The organism is Arthrobacter sp. SAFR-044 (assembly GCF_059414985.1).
The window spans coordinates 39,270-56,196 of sequence record NZ_JBPFDN010000004.1; the positions used below are offsets into that span (position 1 = coordinate 39,270).

General features: G+C 65.9%; 13 protein-coding genes and 2 tRNA genes. 12 read left to right on the top strand and 3 right to left on the bottom strand.

Annotation, left to right across the window (positions count from 1 at the left end; all coding sequences use genetic code 11):
- The first annotated feature begins 8 nt into the window (after positions 1 to 8).
- The 3 genes from ACR65J_RS07540 to ACR65J_RS07550 all read left to right on the top strand — a co-directional run bounded on the left by ACR65J_RS07540 (position 9) and on the right by ACR65J_RS07550 (position 2,568).
- Entirely contained in the window at positions 9 to 1,043 is a 1,035-nt protein-coding gene (locus ACR65J_RS07540) for a hypothetical protein (protein WP_440167494.1), read from the top strand.
- Between the two features lie 71 nt (positions 1,044 to 1,114).
- Positions 1,115 to 1,609 (top strand): ribose-5-phosphate isomerase, encoded by a 495-nt coding sequence (locus ACR65J_RS07545; protein WP_440167496.1) that lies wholly within the window; start codon positions 1,115 to 1,117, stop codon positions 1,607 to 1,609.
- On the top strand, positions 1,609 to 2,568 hold the full coding sequence (locus ACR65J_RS07550; RefSeq protein ID WP_440167497.1) for an Fpg/Nei family DNA glycosylase: 960 nt from the start codon (positions 1,609 to 1,611) through the stop codon (positions 2,566 to 2,568). The genes ACR65J_RS07545 and ACR65J_RS07550 overlap by 1 nt, the downstream gene beginning before the upstream one ends.
- 49 nt (positions 2,569 to 2,617) lie before the next feature.
- Here the strand turns inward: ACR65J_RS07550 and ACR65J_RS07555 are convergent.
- A tRNA-Gly gene (locus tag ACR65J_RS07555) sits at positions 2,618 to 2,691 on the bottom strand.
- Between the two features lie 132 nt (positions 2,692 to 2,823).
- On the opposite strand from ACR65J_RS07555, the gene ACR65J_RS07560 reads away from it, so the two are divergent.
- From ACR65J_RS07560 to ACR65J_RS07585, 6 genes are all read left to right on the top strand, one after another.
- Positions 2,824 to 2,898: transfer RNA gene (locus tag ACR65J_RS07560), tRNA-Pro, on the top strand.
- A 76-nt stretch (positions 2,899 to 2,974) separates the two neighbouring features.
- Positions 2,975 to 4,369: a trigger factor gene (gene tig, locus ACR65J_RS07565; RefSeq protein WP_440167499.1), complete on the top strand. Its 1,395-nt coding sequence runs from the start codon at positions 2,975 to 2,977 to the stop codon at positions 4,367 to 4,369.
- 233 nt (positions 4,370 to 4,602) lie between these two features.
- Positions 4,603 to 5,226, top strand: coding sequence for an ATP-dependent Clp protease proteolytic subunit (locus ACR65J_RS07570; RefSeq protein ID WP_440167992.1), 624 nt, complete (start codon positions 4,603 to 4,605; stop codon positions 5,224 to 5,226).
- A 37-nt stretch (positions 5,227 to 5,263) separates the two neighbouring features.
- On the top strand, positions 5,264 to 5,923 hold the full coding sequence (locus ACR65J_RS07575; RefSeq protein WP_018769476.1) for an ATP-dependent Clp protease proteolytic subunit: 660 nt from the start codon (positions 5,264 to 5,266) through the stop codon (positions 5,921 to 5,923).
- 177 nt (positions 5,924 to 6,100) lie between these two features.
- On the top strand, positions 6,101 to 7,381 hold the full coding sequence (clpX, locus tag ACR65J_RS07580; protein ID WP_440167501.1) for an ATP-dependent Clp protease ATP-binding subunit ClpX: 1,281 nt from the start codon (positions 6,101 to 6,103) through the stop codon (positions 7,379 to 7,381).
- Between the two features lie 14 nt (positions 7,382 to 7,395).
- Entirely contained in the window at positions 7,396 to 8,010 is a 615-nt protein-coding gene (locus tag ACR65J_RS07585) for a mycothiol-dependent nitroreductase Rv2466c family protein (RefSeq protein ID WP_440167503.1), read from the top strand.
- A gap of 347 nt (positions 8,011 to 8,357) precedes the next feature.
- Here ACR65J_RS07585 and valS read toward each other — a convergent pair whose 3' ends face one another.
- On the bottom strand, positions 8,358 to 10,979 hold the full coding sequence (gene valS / locus ACR65J_RS07590) for a valine--tRNA ligase (protein WP_440167505.1): 2,622 nt from the start codon (positions 10,977 to 10,979) through the stop codon (positions 8,358 to 8,360).
- An 81-nt stretch (positions 10,980 to 11,060) separates the two neighbouring features.
- Between valS and ACR65J_RS07595 the strand changes: the two genes are divergently transcribed.
- Complete coding sequence (locus tag ACR65J_RS07595) at positions 11,061 to 11,432, top strand: DUF488 domain-containing protein (protein ID WP_440167506.1); 372 nt, start codon at positions 11,061 to 11,063, stop codon at positions 11,430 to 11,432.
- An 18-nt stretch (positions 11,433 to 11,450) separates the two neighbouring features.
- A complete protein-coding gene (locus ACR65J_RS07600; RefSeq protein ID WP_440167507.1) occupies positions 11,451 to 12,209 on the top strand; it encodes an SDR family oxidoreductase in 759 nt (252 codons plus the stop codon).
- On the opposite strand, the gene ACR65J_RS07605 is transcribed toward ACR65J_RS07600, so the two are convergent.
- A complete protein-coding gene (locus ACR65J_RS07605) occupies positions 12,206 to 13,213 on the bottom strand; it encodes an endonuclease/exonuclease/phosphatase family protein (protein ID WP_440167508.1) in 1,008 nt (335 codons plus the stop codon). The genes ACR65J_RS07600 and ACR65J_RS07605 overlap by 4 nt on opposite strands.
- A 384-nt stretch (positions 13,214 to 13,597) precedes the next feature.
- On the opposite strand from ACR65J_RS07605, the gene ileS reads away from it, so the two are divergent.
- Positions 13,598 to 16,927 (top strand): isoleucine--tRNA ligase, encoded by a 3,330-nt coding sequence (ileS, locus tag ACR65J_RS07610; protein WP_440167510.1) that lies wholly within the window; start codon positions 13,598 to 13,600, stop codon positions 16,925 to 16,927.

Consider the following 16,927-nt stretch of genomic DNA (forward strand, 5'->3'; position numbering starts at 1 on the left):
TTAATTGCATGGGAAAGCTGCTGGATTCGGTGGATGCCAAGGCCCTGCGTTTCGCCGTCGGGTTCCCCGTGGTCCTGGCCGCCGCCTTCGTTTACTGCGCATCGCTGCTGCGCCCGGACCTTCCGGAGCCACTCGCCATCCGCTGGACGGACGACGGCGGTGCCTCCTTCGCACCGTTTGGCGCCTACGTGGGGGGTGGCGCCGCCGGAATCGTCGTTGCCGGCTGGCTGGTCCTGCTCCAGGCGGTGCCCCTTGGGCGGCCGGTCATGATGCGGCGGATCATGATGGGTGCCGGTCTCTTCCTCAGCCTGTTCATCACCTCCGCCCTTGCCGCGGGCCTGATCGGACAGACCGGACTTGCCGACGCCCGGCAGTCGCACGTGGACATGACCGTCCTGGCCCTGGGCAGCGGTGCAGCGGTATCGCTCGGCGTGACCATGGCCATGGTGTACAAGGCTGACCGGCAATGGTCACCGGACGATGACAGGGCGCTCCAGGTCGCCATCGCCAAGGAACTTGACCCGGACCTTGCCCGGGACAGCATCAGGCTCTGGGTCCATGCCCGCAGTTCCGTCTTCGTCATGATCGGCATCGCCTCCCTGTTCCCGGCGGCCCTCATTGCCGTCGTGGTGCCCTGGCTGGGGATCCTGCTCGTGGTCCTGGCCCTGGTGGGGACAGCGTTCCTCTTCGCCCGCATCAGGGCGGACCGGCGCGGACTCAAGGTCCTGCTGGCCGGGGTGGTGCCGGTCATGAACGTGCCGGCCGGTGCCATTTCCGACGCCAATGCCGCCGAGGTGAGGGCCGCGGACTATGGCGGGTGGGGCTACCGGCACCACGACGGAACCGCAGCCATGCTTGTCAGCAGCGGCCCCGCCGTCGTCGTCAGCAAGACTGACGGCCAGCGCCTTGCCGTCAGTGGCGGCAGCCAGGACTCAGCCGCGCAGCTTGCCGACGTCCTTACCCGGGTGGCCGCCAGGGCCCGCCGCGGCGGCGGCCCGCCGCCCCCGCCGGAAGGCCGGACCCCCGGCTCCGGGCTGCCCTAGTATCCTTATCGGTGTCATTCCGGCCTCCACCCGGGTGGCCGCCGGCTCCCACAACCGAACGGACTTAGCACGTGACCACTACCCCTGCCTTCCCGCGGGTCCACATCGCCACCGACCACGCAGGCATGGAGCTCAGCGCCCACCTGGTGTCCCACCTGATTGGGAAGGGGTACGAGGTGGTGGACCACGGGCCCAAGGTCTACGACGCCCAGGATGACTACCCCTCGTTCTGCATCAACGCCGCCCTTGCCGTGGTGGCCGACCGGGAGGCCGGCGTCCACGCTCTGGGCATCGTGCTGGGCGGGTCCGGCAATGGCGAACAGATTGCCGCCAACAAGGTGAAGGGCATCCGCGCCGCCCTCGCCTGGAACCTCTCCACCGCCACCCTGGCCCGCGAGCACAATGACGCCAACGTCGTGGCCCTGGGCGGCCGCCAGCACACGGTGGAAGAAGCCACCGAACTGGTCGAGGCGTTCCTGGCCGAACCCTTCAGCAACGACGAACGCCATGTCCGCAGGATCGAAAAGATCGCGGTTTTTGAAGCCACCGGCGAGGTCATCGAGTAGTGCCTGAAGGGCATTCGGTCCGTCGCCTCGCGCGCCAGTTCGGGGACGTGTTCACCGGCGAGGCGCTGGCTGTGTCCAGTCCGCAGGGCAGGTTCAGCGGGGGAGCGGCGCTGCTCGACGGCTACACCATGGTCGCTGCCGAGGCGCACGGCAAGCACCTGTTCCTGCATTTCGACAACTCGCTGGTGCTGCACGTCCACCTCGGCCTATACGGCGCCTGGAGCTTCGGCGGGGACAGCACCTTCACCGGTGCCTCCAGCATCGGTGCGCCCCGGCGGGTAGGGGAGCAGGAGGCTTTCGCCGACGGGGACGACGACGGCGGCGCGCCCTACGCAGGTCCGCCGGCACCCGTAGGTGCCGTCCGTGTCCGGCTCGCCGGCAGCCACGGCTGGGCGGACCTTCGCGGGGCCACCACCTGCGAAACCATCACCGCAGCAGAGGCCGACGCCGTCCTGGCGCGGCTGGGGCCCGACCCGTTGCGCAACCTCCGGGGCGACGCCGGCCGCTTCGCCGCCAATGTCCGGGCCCGGAAGACCGCGCTCGCGGCCCTGCTCATGGACCAGAAGGTGGTTGCCGGCGTCGGGAACGTCTACCGCGCCGAAGTCCTGTTCCGCCGCCGCCTCGATCCGTTGCTGCCCGGGACCGCCCTTCCGGACAACGACGCCCGCAGGCTGTGGCGGGACATCGTCGCCGTCATGAACGACGGCGTGACGGACGGGCGGATCATCACCACACCGCCGAAATACTGGACCCTTGATGGCACCACGGCCGCCAAGGCAGCCGCGGCAGGGATGCCGGTGCCGGCCAAGAACGCGCACTTCCCCCACCGCGACGATGTCCACTTCGTCTACAAACGGCACGGGCTGCCCTGCCGGGTCTGCCGCACCATCGTGCTCATGGCCGACCATGCCGGGCGGAACCTCTACTGGTGCCCGTCCTGCCAGCAGCCGCAGGGGTAGGAGAACAGACACAAATAAGGCCCCTCGAATGAGGGGCCTTATTTGTTATTGGAGGGGACGACGGGAATCGAACCCGCGTAATCAGTTTGGAAGACTGAGGCTTTACCATTAAGCTACGTCCCCGAAGGAAGATCCGCTTTTCGGCGGAAACTCCGGGCTGGCTGTTCAAGCCGGATACAACTAAACCTAATCCATGGCCTACGTGTCAAATGTGCAATCCCGGCGCGTATCACCGTAGACTTGCCTGTGCACTTACGGGGTGTAGCTCAGCTTGGCTAGAGCGCCTGCTTTGGGAGCAGGAAGTCGCAGGTTCAAATCCTGTCACCCCGACTCTGCTGCCAGGAGCAGTCGGCCTGGACACATTGCGTTGCAGAAACCCATCCCACAACCCAGGAGTACTTAGACCGTGAAGAGCGCTGTCGAGAACCTCACCCCCACGCGGGTCAAGCTCAATGTTGAGGTCCCCTTTGAGGAACTGAAGCCCAGCATCGACTCGGCCTATAAGACTGTTGCGTCGCAGATCCAGGTTCCCGGGTTCCGCAAGGGCAAGGTTCCCGCCAAGCTCATCGACCAGCGCGTCGGCCGTGGCTACGTCCTGGAGACCGCCATCAACGACGGCCTCAACGGCTGGTACCAGGCTGCCGTGCAGGAATCCGGCATCCGCCCCCTGAGCCGTCCCGAGGTGGAAATCACCGAGGTCCCCGACCCCTCCGCCACCGACGGCGGCCTGAAGTTCGCCGCCGAGGTTGACGTCCGCCCCGAGATCGAGCTCCCGGACTACGCCGGCATCGAGGTCCAGGTTGCGGCTGCGGAATCCTCCGACGCCGACGTGGACAAGGCCCTTGACGAACTGCGCGGCCGCTTCGGCACGCTGAAGTCCGTTGACCGCCCCGCTGCCGACGGTGACTTCCTCACCATCGACATCACCGCCACCATCGACGGCGAAGAGGTCGACTCCGCTGCCGGCCTGTCCTACCAGGTTGGCGCCGGAACCATGCTTGAGGGCATGGACGAGGCCGTAACCGGCCTCAGCGCTGACGAAGACGCCATCTTCGACACCACCCTGGTAGGCGGCGACCATGCCGGCGAAGCCGCCCAGGTCAAGGTTGTCGTAAAGGCCGTCAAGGAACGCGAACTGCCCGAAGCGAACGATGACTTCGCCCAGCTGGCCTCCGAGTTCGACACCCTCGCCGAGCTCCGCGAAGACCTGGCCAAGCAGGCTGCGGACTCCAAGGTCGTGGAGCAGGGCGTTGAAGCCCGCGACAAGGTCCTGGACAAGCTGGTTGAGCTGGTTGAGGTCCCGGTTCCGGACTCCGTTGTCGAAGAGCAGCTCGAAGCCCACTTCCAGGAGGGCAACGGCCACGGCGACGGCGAGCACGACACCGAAGAGCACCGCGAAGAGGTCCGCGCCAACACGGCCCGCGCCTTCCAGAACGAAATCATCCTCGACGCCATCGCGGAAAAGGAAGAAGTCAACGTCAGCCAGAACGAGCTGATCGACTACATCGTCACCACGGCCAGCCAGTACGGCATGGACCCCAACCAGTTCGCCCAGATCATCGATCAGAGCGGCCAGGTCCCCATGATGGTTTCCGAGGTCCGCCGCCGCAAGGCACTGGCCGTCGTCCTGGGCCAGGCCACGGTGACCGACACCGAGGGCAAGGCTGTTGACCTGAGCGATTTCGTCCGCCCCGCCGGCGAAGAGGCACCTGCCGCAGAAGCGGCCGACGTCGACGCAACCGACGCCGCCGAGGCTGAGGTTGTCGAAGCCGAGGACACCACGGCAGACGCCAAGGCATAGCCCTTACCGAACCGCAGCAACGGCTCCTGGATCCTTCCGATCCGGGGGCCGTTCGCGTTTGACCGAAAGCCGCCCGCTGCTGATTCGATGATCGTGCGCCGTCAGCGAACAGCCGTCGGTGCGCGAACAAAACACCCGTGAAACCGGTTAGTGTCCAAGTAGTGATTTTCAGTGATGTCACCGTCACCAGTGAGAGGTAAATAAACATGTCACAGCACTCGGAGGCCCCCCGGATGGCGACCGTCGATCCTGCAGCCCAGGACAACTACATTTACAACCGCCTTCTCAAGGAGCGGATCATCTGGCTGGGCTCGGAGGTGCGTGACGACAACGCCAACGCGATCTGCTCGCAGCTGCTCCTGCTCTCCGCCGAGAACCCGGAAAAGGACATCTACCTCTACATCAACTCGCCCGGCGGCTCCGTCACGGCAGGCATGGCCATCTACGACACCATGCAGTTCATCCCCAACGACGTCGTGACCGTCGCCACCGGCCTGGCCGCATCCATGGGACAGTTCCTGCTCTCCTCGGGCACCAAGGGCAAGCGCTACGCCACGCCCAACGCCCGCGTCCTGATGCACCAGCCCTCCGGCGGCATCGGCGGCACCGCATCCGACATCAAGATCCAGGCCGAACTCATCCTGCACATGAAGAAGGTCATGGCGGAACTCACCGCAGAGCAGACCGGCCAGACCGTTGACACCATTCTCAAGGACAACGACCGCGACAAGTGGTTCACAGCCAAGGAAGCCCTCGAATACGGTTTCTTCGACAAGATCGCGGCGCACGCCGGCTCCGTCTCAGGCGGCGGCGGAACGTCCAACGGTTCCTCCGGCGAATCAGCCTCCCAGAACTAACCGGCACCCAGAACCCCTTCGATCAGGAGCAAACACAATGAACTACAACTTCGGGTGGTCAGCCGGGAATCTTCCGTCCAGCCGCTACGTCCTGCCGCAGTTCGAAGAACGCACCCCCTATGGCTTCAAGCGCCAGGACCCCTACACCAAGCTCTTCGAGGACCGCATTATCTTCCTCGGTGTCCAGGTGGATGACGCCTCAGCTGACGACATCATGGCCCAGCTGCTGGTCCTGGAGTCCACGGACCCCGACCGCGACATCACGCTGTACATCAACTCGCCCGGCGGCTCCTTCACGGCCATGACGGCGATCTACGACACCATGCAGTACATCCGCCCCGAGATCCAGACCGTCTGCCTGGGGCAGGCCGCCAGCGCGGCTGCTGTCCTGCTGGCGGCAGGTACGCCCGGAAAGCGGCTTGCACTGCCCAACGCCCGTGTCCTGATCCACCAGCCGGCACTGTCCGGCGGCCAGGGCGGGCAGGCGTCCGACCTGGAAATCCAGGCAGCAGAGGTCATGCGCATGCGGTCCTGGCTCGAGGACACCCTGGCGCACCACTCCGGACGCACATCGGAGCAGGTCAACAACGACATCGAGCGCGACAAGATCCTTACCGCCGAAGAGGCCCAGGCATACGGCCTCATCGACCAGGTCCTTGATTCACGCAAGATCAAGCCCCAGGCGATCACGAGGTAGCAGTACCCAAAGCCGGTGCGGTCCAGTTCTCATTTGGCCGCACCGGCCTTTTCATTCCACCCTTGGGGCCGAATGTGACCTAGAGTGGATGTTGTCACAAACCGGGCCGTGCCGGCCGGGATACATTTCAGCAATGGTGCAGGGCTGCCTGGCAGCAGGATACTAAGGGGTTCATATATGGCTCGGATTGGCGAGAGCACGGATCTGCTGAAGTGCTCTTTCTGCGGAAAGAGCCAGAAGCAGGTGCGCAAGCTTATTGCCGGCCCCGGTGTCTACATCTGCGATGAATGCATCGAGTTGTGCAACGAAATCATCGAAGAGGAACTTGCGGAGGTCGCCGACCTCGGCAGCTTTGAACTGCCTAAGCCGCGTGAAATCTTCGACTTCCTGCAGGAATACGTCATCGGCCAGGAGCCCGCCAAGCGCTCCCTCGCCGTCGCGGTCTACAACCACTACAAGCGGATCCAGGCCGGCCATGCGCCAAAGTCCGGAAACCTGGGGGACGGCGGCCACCACGACGACGTCGAGATCGCCAAGTCGAACATCCTCCTGATCGGCCCCACGGGCTGCGGCAAGACCTACCTTGCCCAGACCCTCGCCCGCCGGCTGAACGTCCCGTTCGCCGTCGCGGACGCTACCGCCCTGACCGAGGCCGGGTACGTGGGCGAAGACGTGGAGAACATCCTCCTCAAGCTCATCCAGGCCGCTGACTACGACGTCAAGAAGGCCGAACAGGGCATCATCTACATCGACGAGATTGACAAGATCTCCCGCAAGAGCGAGAACCCCTCCATCACCCGTGACGTATCCGGCGAGGGGGTGCAGCAGGCACTCCTGAAGATCCTCGAAGGGACCGTGGCGTCGGTGCCGCCGCAGGGCGGGCGGAAGCACCCGCATCAGGAATTCATCCAGATCGACACCACCAACGTCCTGTTCATCGTCGCCGGTGCCTTCGCGGGCCTGGAGGAGATTATCGGCTCCCGCTCCGGGCGCAAGGGCATCGGTTTCGGTGCTCCGCTCAACGAGGCCAGCAAGAAGGTGGACTCCTACGGTGAGGTCATGCCGGAGGACCTGCTGAAGTTCGGCCTGATCCCGGAATTCATCGGCAGGCTCCCCGTGATCACCACGGTGTCCAACCTGGACCGCGACGCCCTGATCCAGATCCTTTCCACCCCCAAGAACGCCTTGGTGAAGCAGTACCAGAAGATGTTCCAGATCGACGGCGTGGAACTGGTGTTCGACGACGCCGCCCTGGACGCCATTGCCGAACAGGCCCTGGAACGGGGCACCGGCGCCCGCGGTCTGCGCGCCATCCTCGAGGAAGTCCTGCTTCCCGTGATGTTCGATCTTCCCAGCCGCGAGGACGTGGCCAGCGTGGTGATCACCGAGGACGTGGTTCTGCGGGGCGCCGAGCCCACCATGATTCCGCACGTGGCCAAGCGCCGCAAGTCTGCCTGACCGAGAGGACCTCTGTGACTTCACCTGCAAAGAACAAAGCCGATTTCTGGTTCGACCCCCTGTGCCCGTTCGCATGGGTCACTTCCCGCTGGATCGGAGAAGTCGAAGCCGTCCGGGACATCGAGACGGAATGGCACGTCATGAGCCTCGCTGTCCTGAATGAGGGACGTGACCTGAACCCCGGCTACCGTGAATCGATGGACAACGCCTGGGGCATGGTCCGCGTGATCATCGCCGCCCGGGAAGAGCACGGGCCGCAGGTCATCAAGCCGCTGTACGACGCCATGGGAACGTTGATCCACAACCACGGCGAAAAAAACCGTGCCGAGGTCATCACCAAGGCCCTGGCGGAGTGCGGCCTCCCCGCCTCCTTGGCGGATGCTGCCACCACTGACGCTTACGACGGCCAACTCAGGGCCAGCCATGAGGAAGGCATCTCGCTGGTGGGGCAGGACGTTGGAACCCCTGTGGTTGCCTTCAACGGAACAGCGTTTTTCGGGCCCGTCCTCACCCGTATTCCCCGCGGTGAGGAAGCCGGCAGGATCTGGGATGCCACCACGGCCATCGCTGCCTACCCGCACTTCTTCGAGTTGAAGCGCAGCCGCACGGAGAGCCCGGAATTCAACTAAACGCCAGGCTGCAGCACGCTGAAAGGGCCCCGGGAGAACTACCTGAATGTAGTTATCCCGGGGCCCTTGCACGTGGTCCGGCGCAGGAGAACAATAGTTCCTACCACTTCGAAAGAAGGGGACGCAGGAACCAAAGATTCAGTGATATGTAAGTTGACGCAGCCATCGGCAAAGTTGAATGCAAGCTACCAGTGACGGGGTAGTAAGACCTGAATATCAGAGGATCCTGCCAGACCATCAGAGCACGTCACCGGATGGCCGAAAAAGTCGAAGCCCCACCAACGGCAACACGCTGATGGGGCTTCCCCTTTTGCCTGGAATCAGGCTGATGCGGATCCGGTCTGCTGTCAGGCCTTGGCGGGCTCGTCGCTCGGTGCCAGGGCAACGTCGGAGACCGTGAGGTCGCCGTCGCCGACAGCCAGGGTGATCTCCCGGGCATTGGACGCGGCCTTCAAGTCAGCCAGCCCTGCCTGCAGCTGTGCGGTGAGCGCTTCCGGGGCGGTGATGGTTGCGGACAGCACTTCCGTGCGCTGCTTGACCTTGGCCTCGGACTTGGCCTTGCGGACACCGCTGAGGGCCACGCCCACGGTTGCCAGCATGGTGGTGTCGCCGCCGGGGATTTCCAGTGCGGCAGGCCATTGGGCGCGGTGCACGGACCCGTTGCGCCACCAGCTCCATACCTCCTCGGTGGCGAAGGGCAGGAACGGGGCGAAGAGCCGCAGCAGGGTGTCCAGCGTTGTGGCCAGCGCGGCCAGCACGGAGGCCTGCTCGGATTCGCCGGCCGCCCCGTACGCACGGTCCTTGATCAGCTCAACGTAGTCGTCCGTGAACTGCCAGAAGAACGATTCCGTGAGCTGCAGGGCGCGGGCGTAGTCGTAGTTGTCGAATGCCTTGGTGGACTGTGCCACGACCTCGGCCAGCTGGGCCAGCAGCGCCCGGTCCAGGGGGTTCGCCAGGACGGAAAGGTCGCCAGACAGCACCGAGTTCTCGGTGGCGCCCAGGTTCAGCACGAACTTGGAGGCGTTCAGGAGCTTGATGGCCAGGCGGCGGCCGATCTTCATCTGCGCGATCTCGTAGGCCGTGTCTGCGCCCAGCCGTGCCGAGGCGGCCCAGTAGCGGACGGCGTCCGAACCGTACTCGTTCAGGACGTCCGTGGGCACCACCACGTTGCCCTTGGACTTGGACATCTTCTTGCGGTCCGGGTCCAGGATCCAGCCGGAGATGGCCGCGTGCTTCCAGGGGGCGTTCTTCTGGAGGGCGTCGGCGCGGACCACCGAGGAGAACAGCCAGGTGCGGATGATGTCGTGGCCCTGCGGGCGCAGGTCGAACGGGTACACCTTGCCGAACAGGTCCTCGTTCCGGCTCCAGCCGCCCACGATCTGGGGCGTCAGGGACGACGTTGCCCAGGTGTCAAGGACGTCCGCATCACCGGTGAAGCCGTTGGGCTGGTCCCGCTGCGCCTCGTCGAAGCCGGGAGCTGCGTCAGCGGCCGGGTCCACGGGGAGCAGCTCATCCGAGGGCAGGATGGGGTTGTCGTAGTCCGGGTTTCCCTGTGCGTCGAGGGGGTACCAGACGGGGATGGGGACGCCGAAGAACCGCTGGCGGGAGACCAGCCAGTCACCGTTCAGGCCGGCGATCCAGTTTTCATAGCGTGAGCGCATGAAGGACGGGTGGAAGTCGATGTCCTTGCCCCGGCCGATCAGGCGTTCCCGGCGGTCCTCGTCGCGGCCGCCGTTGCGGATGTACCACTGGCGTGAGGTGACCACTTCCAGGGGCTTGTCGCCCTTTTCGAAGAAGTTCACCGGGTGGGTGATCTTCTTCGGTTCGCCGTCCAGCAGGTCTGCTTCCTTGAGCAGTTCCACCACGGCTTCCTTCGCGGAGAAAGCGGTCTTGCCGGCGATGGCGGCGTACGCCTCCTTGCCGGCGTCGGTGGTGATCCACTCGGGGTTTTCGGCGATGATGCGGCCGTCGCGGCCCATGATGGCGCGGGTGGGGAGCTGCAGTTCGCGCCACCAGGTGACGTCGGTCAGGTCACCGAAGGTGCAGACCATGGCGATGCCCGAACCCTTGTCCGCCTTTGCCAGCGGGTGGGCCTTGACCTCGAGCTCAACGTCGAACAGCGGGGACTTCACGGTCTTGCCGAACAGCGGCTGGTACCGCTCGTCGTCGGGATTTGCCACCAGGGCGGCGCAGGCGGCCAGCAGCTCCGGACGCGTGGTCTCGATGAACACCTTGGTGCCGTCTTCTGCAAAGAAGGGATACCGGTAGTAAGCGCCGGGAACTTCGCGGTCCTCAAGCTCGGCCTGGGCCACGGCGGTACGGAACGTGACGTCCCACAGCGTGGGAGCCTCGGCCATGTAGGCGTCTCCGGCGGCCAGGTTGGCCAGGAAGGCGCGCTGGGACACCGCGCGGGAAGTGTCATCGATGGTGCGGTAGGTCAGGTCCCAGTCGACGGACAGGCCCAGGGTCTGGAACAGGTTCTCGAAGACCTTCTCGTCCTCGACCGCCAGTTCCTCGCAGAGTTCGATGAAGTTCTGCCGCGAGACGACGTCGAAATCGCGCTGGTTCTTGGCAGGCTGCGCCGGGGGACGGTAGCCGGCGTTGTACGGGATGGCGGGATCGCAGCGGACACCGTAGTAGTTCTGGACACGGCGCTCGGTGGGCAGGCCGTTGTCGTCCCAGCCCATGGGGTAGAAGACGTTCTTGCCGGTCATGCGCATGTAGCGCGCCTGGACGTCCGTCTGGGTGAAGGAGAACATGTGCCCCACATGCAGGGATCCCGACGCGGTGGGCGGGGGAGTGTCGATCGAGTAGACCTGCTCCCGGGTGGTGTCGGGGTTGAACTTGTAGGTTCCCTCGGCCAGCCAGCGCTGGGTCAGCGCGGCTTCGAGGCCCTCGAGGGCCGGCTTATCCGGAACGTTGATGGGGGCGGTGGTGGGCGTGTCTGTACCCTGCGTGTCTTCAGCCATTGGGCAATTCTTTCATGCCTGCTTCCATCCCGCCCAACCCATCCCGGGCAGGCGGACGCGGACCGGGATAGCATACGGCCCATGGGAGAGTTTCGGGCCGCCTTTGGCGTGAAGCGCATCTACGAGCCACCGGCGGACGACGACGGCTTCCGGGTGCTGGTGGACCGGCTGTGGGCGCGGGGGATGCCCAAGGAAAACGCCGCCGTCGACCTTTGGCTCAAGGACGTGGCACCCTCCACGGAGTTGCGCAAGGAGTTCAACCACCGCCCGGAGCGGTTTGCGGACTTCAGCGAACGCTACCGGCGTGAACTGGACGGTAACCCAGCCGTGGAGACGCTGCTGGAACTGGCCCGCTCACACCCCCGGATCACCCTCCTTTACGCTGCCAAGAACCCGGAAGCCAACAACGCCCGTGTCCTGCTGGATTACCTCCAGGAACGGCCCGCCGGCTGATCCCGCTAGGGTGGTGCCATGACTGAGGACTTGCAGAAAAAGGCAGCATTGGTGACCGGCGCGAGCAGCGGAATCGGAGAGGCAACAGTGCGTGCGCTGCGCGCCGACGGGTGGACTGTCTTCGCCGTGGCGCGCCGGGCCGAGCGCCTGGCGGCGCTGGAACGAGCGACGGGCGCTGTCGCCATTCCTGCAGACATTGCAGAGGACGACGACGTGTCCCGGCTTCTGGCGGAGGTCACCGGGGCGGGCGGTATCGACACGCTGATCAACATCGCCGGCGGCGCCCGCGGTGCGGACAGGATAGGCGACGCCAACACCGCGGACTGGGAGTGGATGTTCCGGGTCAACGTCCTTGGAACACTGAAGCTCACCCGTGCGTTCCTTCCGATGCTGCGGGCCACCGGCGAGGGCACCGTCCTGAACCTCACCTCTACTGCGGGACTGGACGCGTACGAAGGCGGGGGTGGTTACAACGCTGCCAAGTTCGGGCAGCACGCCATGACCAACGCCCTGCGGCTCGAAGAAGCCGAGTACAACGTCCGTGTCATCGAGGTGGCGCCGGGGCTGGTGCAGACAGAGGAGTTCGCCCTCAACCGCCTGGGAGACGCGCAGTCCGCTGAAAAGGTGTACCGGGGCGTGGAGAAACCCCTGACAGCAGAGGATGTGGCCGACGTTGTGCGGTATGCCGTCAGCGCCCCGCACCACGTCAACCTCGACCAGATCGTCATCCGGCCGGTGGCGCAGGCGGCCACGCACAAGCTCATCAGGAAGGGCTAGGGCACGTGGATGTTCAGGGTGGCCACCACTGCGGCATGGTCCGTGCCCTCGATCCGGTGGACTGAGTACCCGGAGGCGGAAATGTCGCGGCTGGTCACCAAATGGTCCAGCGCGATCCCCGGCAGGCGGTAGCCGCGCATGGGCCAGGTGGGCACCAGCCTCCTGCCCAGGGAGGCCGCAACATCCACCAGGCTGCGGCCGCCGGTTGTCCCGACCAGCAGCGCCCGGAATTCCCGGTGATCACAGGTCGCGTTGAAGTCCCCTGCGAGCAGCAGGGGACCGGAACCGCCGCCGGATCCGGCCACGGCGGCCAGGTCGCTGCGCCACTGCGCGACGGCGTCACCCACCGGCGCCAGGGCGTGGACCGCCACCACCCGCAGGCTGCCCCCGCTGCTGCCGCTAAGGTCGAGGCGGGAGATCGGCATGGCGAACCGCGTTCCCGGCACCGTTCCCGCGTCCTCCAGCGGGTGCGAAGAGTAGATGGCCGTGCCGGCGGCCCGTGCCCGCGCATGTGCCACCCGGTGGGGGAGCAAAGTGCCCAGACCCGCCGCCGCGAGCCGCTGCGCCAGTTCCGGCGTGTACTCCTCCACCGCCAGCAGCTCCACGTGCTGTTCACGGACCAGGTCCACGATGCCGACGGCGTCCGCCTGGCCCAGCTCGGCGTTGATGCTCATGGCGACAAGCGGGACGGGGTGGCCGGCCGCCTCCGCGGCAGGTCCCCGGACGTCGAGGGGGAGAAGCCAGAATGCCTGGCAGCCGGCCAGGCAAACGGCCAGGACCTGCCGCCACCGGCTCCGCCCCAGGAAGGCCAGGAGCAGGGCCGCGGCGGCGGGCACCGCGGCCCAGGGCGTGAACGCCACCAGTTGGACGCCAAGGACGGGCCACTCGACGGGCACTGACCGGAGGGTGGCCACCACTGCCACCGGCAGGGCGGCAGGGAGAAACAGCCATCTGGAGACCGCGGCCAAACGGCGGTGCCCCGCGGAGCGGCCGGGAGCTGTCATGAGGCGAGTCTAGGCAATGCAGCATTCCCGCGTCAGCCCCGCAACTGCCTGAATGGTGCTCCTCTCCGAATGGCACAGGACGCCGCGGCGATAGTAGACTCGATAGGGCGATGACCCGGCAATCACCGGTGAGCTTCCGGAAGAACGCGCAACGCGCCCCTGCAGGGCGGCTGCGCCAGTAGAACCGGACGGGTAAGCCCGTCACAGCAGTAATGAGAGGCCGGGGCAGCAGGTGTTCCTCACGGACACACGCAGCGCCGGTAAGTGAGGTGGTACCGCGGTGGGCGTGCAGTCTTTCAAAGATGGCGCGGCAGCCGTCCTCGCATCCTGAACGGAACATCCGGCCCGGCCGGGGTTCACCGCGCTCAACCCAGGATGTCGAACATGACGTTTTACCCCAAGGCCTCAGCCTCCAGCCCCTCTTCCAACGGCAGCGCCGGCGTTTCCGCCTCCGTGAAGTTCCCGGAGATCGAAGAGCGCATCCTGAAATACTGGGACCAGGATGGCACCTTCCAGGCCAGCATCGACCAGCGCAGCGCCGATGTCCCCGGCGGCGAGCCCGGCAGCAACGAGTTCGTGTTCTACGACGGCCCGCCCTTCGCCAACGGCCTCCCGCACTACGGCCACCTCCTCACCGGCTACGCCAAGGACCTGGTGGGCCGCTACCAGACCCAGCGCGGCAAGCGCGTGGAACGCCGCTTCGGCTGGGACACCCACGGCCTGCCCGCCGAGCTTGAGGCCATGAAGCAACTGGGGATGACGGACAAGACCCAGATCGAAGCCATGGGCATCGACAAGTTCAACGACGCCTGCCGCGCCTCCGTGATGAAGTACGCCGACGAGTGGCGCAGCTACGTCACCCGCCAGGCCCGGTGGGTGGACTTCGACAACGACTACAAGACCCTCAACGTCGAGTACATGGAGTCCGTTCTCTGGGCCTTCAAGCAGCTGCACGACAAGGGCCTGACGTACAACGGCTACCGGGTGCTGCCCTACTGCTGGAAGGATGAGACGCCGCTGTCCAACCATGAACTGCGCATGGACGACGACGTCTACAAGAACCGCCAGGACCAGACCGTCACCGTCACGTTCCCCATCCTCGCGGGGGAATCGGAACTCTCCCGGAAGCTGGCAGGCGTGCAGGCCCTCGCCTGGACCACCACCCCCTGGACGCTGCCCACCAACGCCGCGCTCGCCGTCGGCCCTTCCATCACCTACGCCGTGCTGCCCGCCGGCCCCAACGGCATCAAGGCGGCCTCTGCGGACGCCCCCGTCACGGGAAGCTTCCTGCTGGCAGCGGACCTGCTGGGCAGCTACGCCAAGGACCTGGGCTACGACAGCTTCGAGGATGCAGAAGCCGCGGTCGTGTCCACCCACACGGGTGCCGAGCTGGAGGGTCTGGAGTACCAGCGGCTCTGGGACGACTTCGCCGACAACGAGAAGTACGGCATGGAGAACGCCTGGCGCTTCGTATTGGCCGACTACGTCACCACCACGGACGGAACCGGCATCGTGCACCAGGCGCCTGCCTACGGTGAAGACGACCAGAAGGTCTGCGAGGAGGCGGGCATCCCCGTGGTGCTCTCCGTGGACGAGGGCGCCAAGTTCCTGCCGCTGTTCAAGCACGGCGCCCTCCACGACATCGTGGGGCTGCAGGTCTTCGAGGCCAACAAGCCCATCACCCAGGTGCTCCGTGCCCAGGGCCGGCTGGTCCGCCAGGCCAGCTACGAGCACAGCTACCCGCACTGCTGGCGCTGCCGCAACCCGCTGATCTACCGCGCCGTCTCCTCCTGGTACGTGGAGGTCACCAAATTCAAGGACCGGATGTCCGAGCTGAACCAGGAGATCAACTGGATCCCCGGGAACGTCAAGGACGGCCAGTTCGGCAAGTGGCTGGAAAACGCCCGCGACTGGTCCATCAGCCGCAACCGCTTCTGGGGCAGCCCCATCCCGGTGTGGCAGTCCACGGACCCCGAGTACCCGCGCACCGACGTCTACGGATCCCTGGCGGAGATCGAAGCCGACTTCGGCCGGCTGCCGCTGAACAAGGACGGCGAGGTGGACCTCCACCGCCCGTTCATTGACGAGCTCACCCGGCCCAACCCGGACGACCCCCGCACCCCCGAAGAGGGCCAGTCCATGATGCGCCGCGTGGAGGACGTCCTGGACGTCTGGTTCGACTCCGGCTCCATGCCGTACGGCCAGGTCCACTACCCGTTCGAGAACGAGGCCTGGTTCAACACCCACAACCCGGCCGACTTCATCGTCGAGTACATCGGGCAGACCCGCGGCTGGTTCTACATGCTGCACATCCTGTCCACGGCGCTGTTCGACCGGCCCGCGTTCCGGAACGTCATCAGCCACGGCATCGTCCTGGGCTCCGACGGCCAGAAGATGTCCAAGAGCCTGCGCAACTACCCGGACGTGTCCGAGGTCCTGGACCGCGACGGCTCCGACGCCATGCGCTGGTTCCTCATGTCCAGCCCCATCCTGCGCGGCGGCAACCTGATCGTCACCGAACAGGGCATCCGCGACGGCGTTCGCCAGGTGATCCTGCCGCTGTGGAACGTGTACAGCTTCTTCACCCTGTACACCAACGCGTCCAACGTAGTTGACGGTACTGCCGCGGGATACGACGCCAAACTGCGCTACGAGGGCTACCGGGACACGTTGGACCAGTACCTGCTGGCCAACACCGGCGACCTGGTGCGCAGCATGACCGCGCAGCTGGACACGTATGACATCTCCGGCGCCTGCGACTCGCTGCGGAGCTACCTGGACATGCTCACCAACTGGTACGTCCGCCGCAGCCGGCAACGGTTCTTCGACGAGGACCAGGACGCGTTCGACGCACTGTTCACCGCACTGGAGACCATCACCCGTGCCGCGGCGTCCCTCCTGCCGCTGGTCTCCGAGGAGATCTGGCGCGGCCTGACCGGCGGCCGGTCCGTGCACCTCGCCGACTGGCCGGACGCTGACCTCTTCCCCGCCAACCCCTCCCTGGTGGAAGCCATGGACCGGGTCCAGCAGATCTGCTCCACCGGGTCCTCGCTCCGCAAGGCAGCAAATTTGCGTGTCCGCCTGCCGCTGCAGGAACTCACCGTGGTGGCACCCGGCGCCGGCGCGCTGGAAGGCTTTGCCGCCGTCGTCGCCGATGAACTCAACCTCCGGTCCGTCCGCCTGCTGGACGCCGCCACGGCTTCCCCGGAGGAATTCGGCATCGAGCAGAAGCTGGTGGTTAACGCCCGTGCCGCCGGCCCGCGCCTGGGCAAGAACGTCCAGGTAGCCATCAAGGGTTCGAAGTCCGGCGACTGGTCAGTGGACGACGGCGGTGTAGTCACCGCGGGTGGGCTGCAGCTGGAGCCCCAGGAGTACACGCTGGAGACAGTGGTGGCAGAATCCGACGGCGGTTCGGCGGCCGTTGCCGTGTTGCCCGGCGGCGGGTTTGTCGTCCTAAACACCGAAGTCACCCCCGAGCTGGAGGCCGAAGGCCTGGCGCGCGACACGGTCCGCGCGATCCAGCAGGCCCGGAAGGACGCCGGACTCAACGTCAGCGACCGGATCCGGACCACCGTAACTGCCGCGCAGAACGTGGTGGATGCGCTGCTGGCCAACGCTGAGCTGGTCAAGGGAGAGACGCTGACAGTGGACCTCGCCGCTGAACCGGCCGACGTGGCCGAACCCGCCGTCGTGGTTGAAAAAGTGGAGGCCTAG

Excerpts from the sequence above, each read along its gene's own strand:
- ACR65J_RS07540 (WP_440167494.1), top strand. The coding sequence starts at position 9 with ATGGGAAAGCTGCTGGATTCGGTGGATGCCAAGGCCCTGCGTTTCGCC.
- ACR65J_RS07570 (WP_440167992.1), top strand. The coding sequence starts at position 4,603 with ATGGCGACCGTCGATCCTGCAGCCCAGGACAACTACATTTACAACCGC.
- ACR65J_RS07575 (WP_018769476.1), top strand. The coding sequence starts at position 5,264 with ATGAACTACAACTTCGGGTGGTCAGCCGGGAATCTTCCGTCCAGCCGC.
- clpX (WP_440167501.1), top strand. The coding sequence starts at position 6,101 with ATGGCTCGGATTGGCGAGAGCACGGATCTGCTGAAGTGCTCTTTCTGC.
- valS (WP_440167505.1), bottom strand. The coding sequence starts at position 10,979 with ATGGCTGAAGACACGCAGGGTACAGACACGCCCACCACCGCCCCCATC.
- ACR65J_RS07595 (WP_440167506.1), top strand. The coding sequence starts at position 11,061 with ATGGGAGAGTTTCGGGCCGCCTTTGGCGTGAAGCGCATCTACGAGCCA.
- ACR65J_RS07600 (WP_440167507.1), top strand. The coding sequence starts at position 11,451 with ATGACTGAGGACTTGCAGAAAAAGGCAGCATTGGTGACCGGCGCGAGC.
- ACR65J_RS07605 (WP_440167508.1), bottom strand. The coding sequence starts at position 13,213 with ATGACAGCTCCCGGCCGCTCCGCGGGGCACCGCCGTTTGGCCGCGGTC.
- ileS (WP_440167510.1), top strand. The coding sequence starts at position 13,598 with ATGACGTTTTACCCCAAGGCCTCAGCCTCCAGCCCCTCTTCCAACGGC.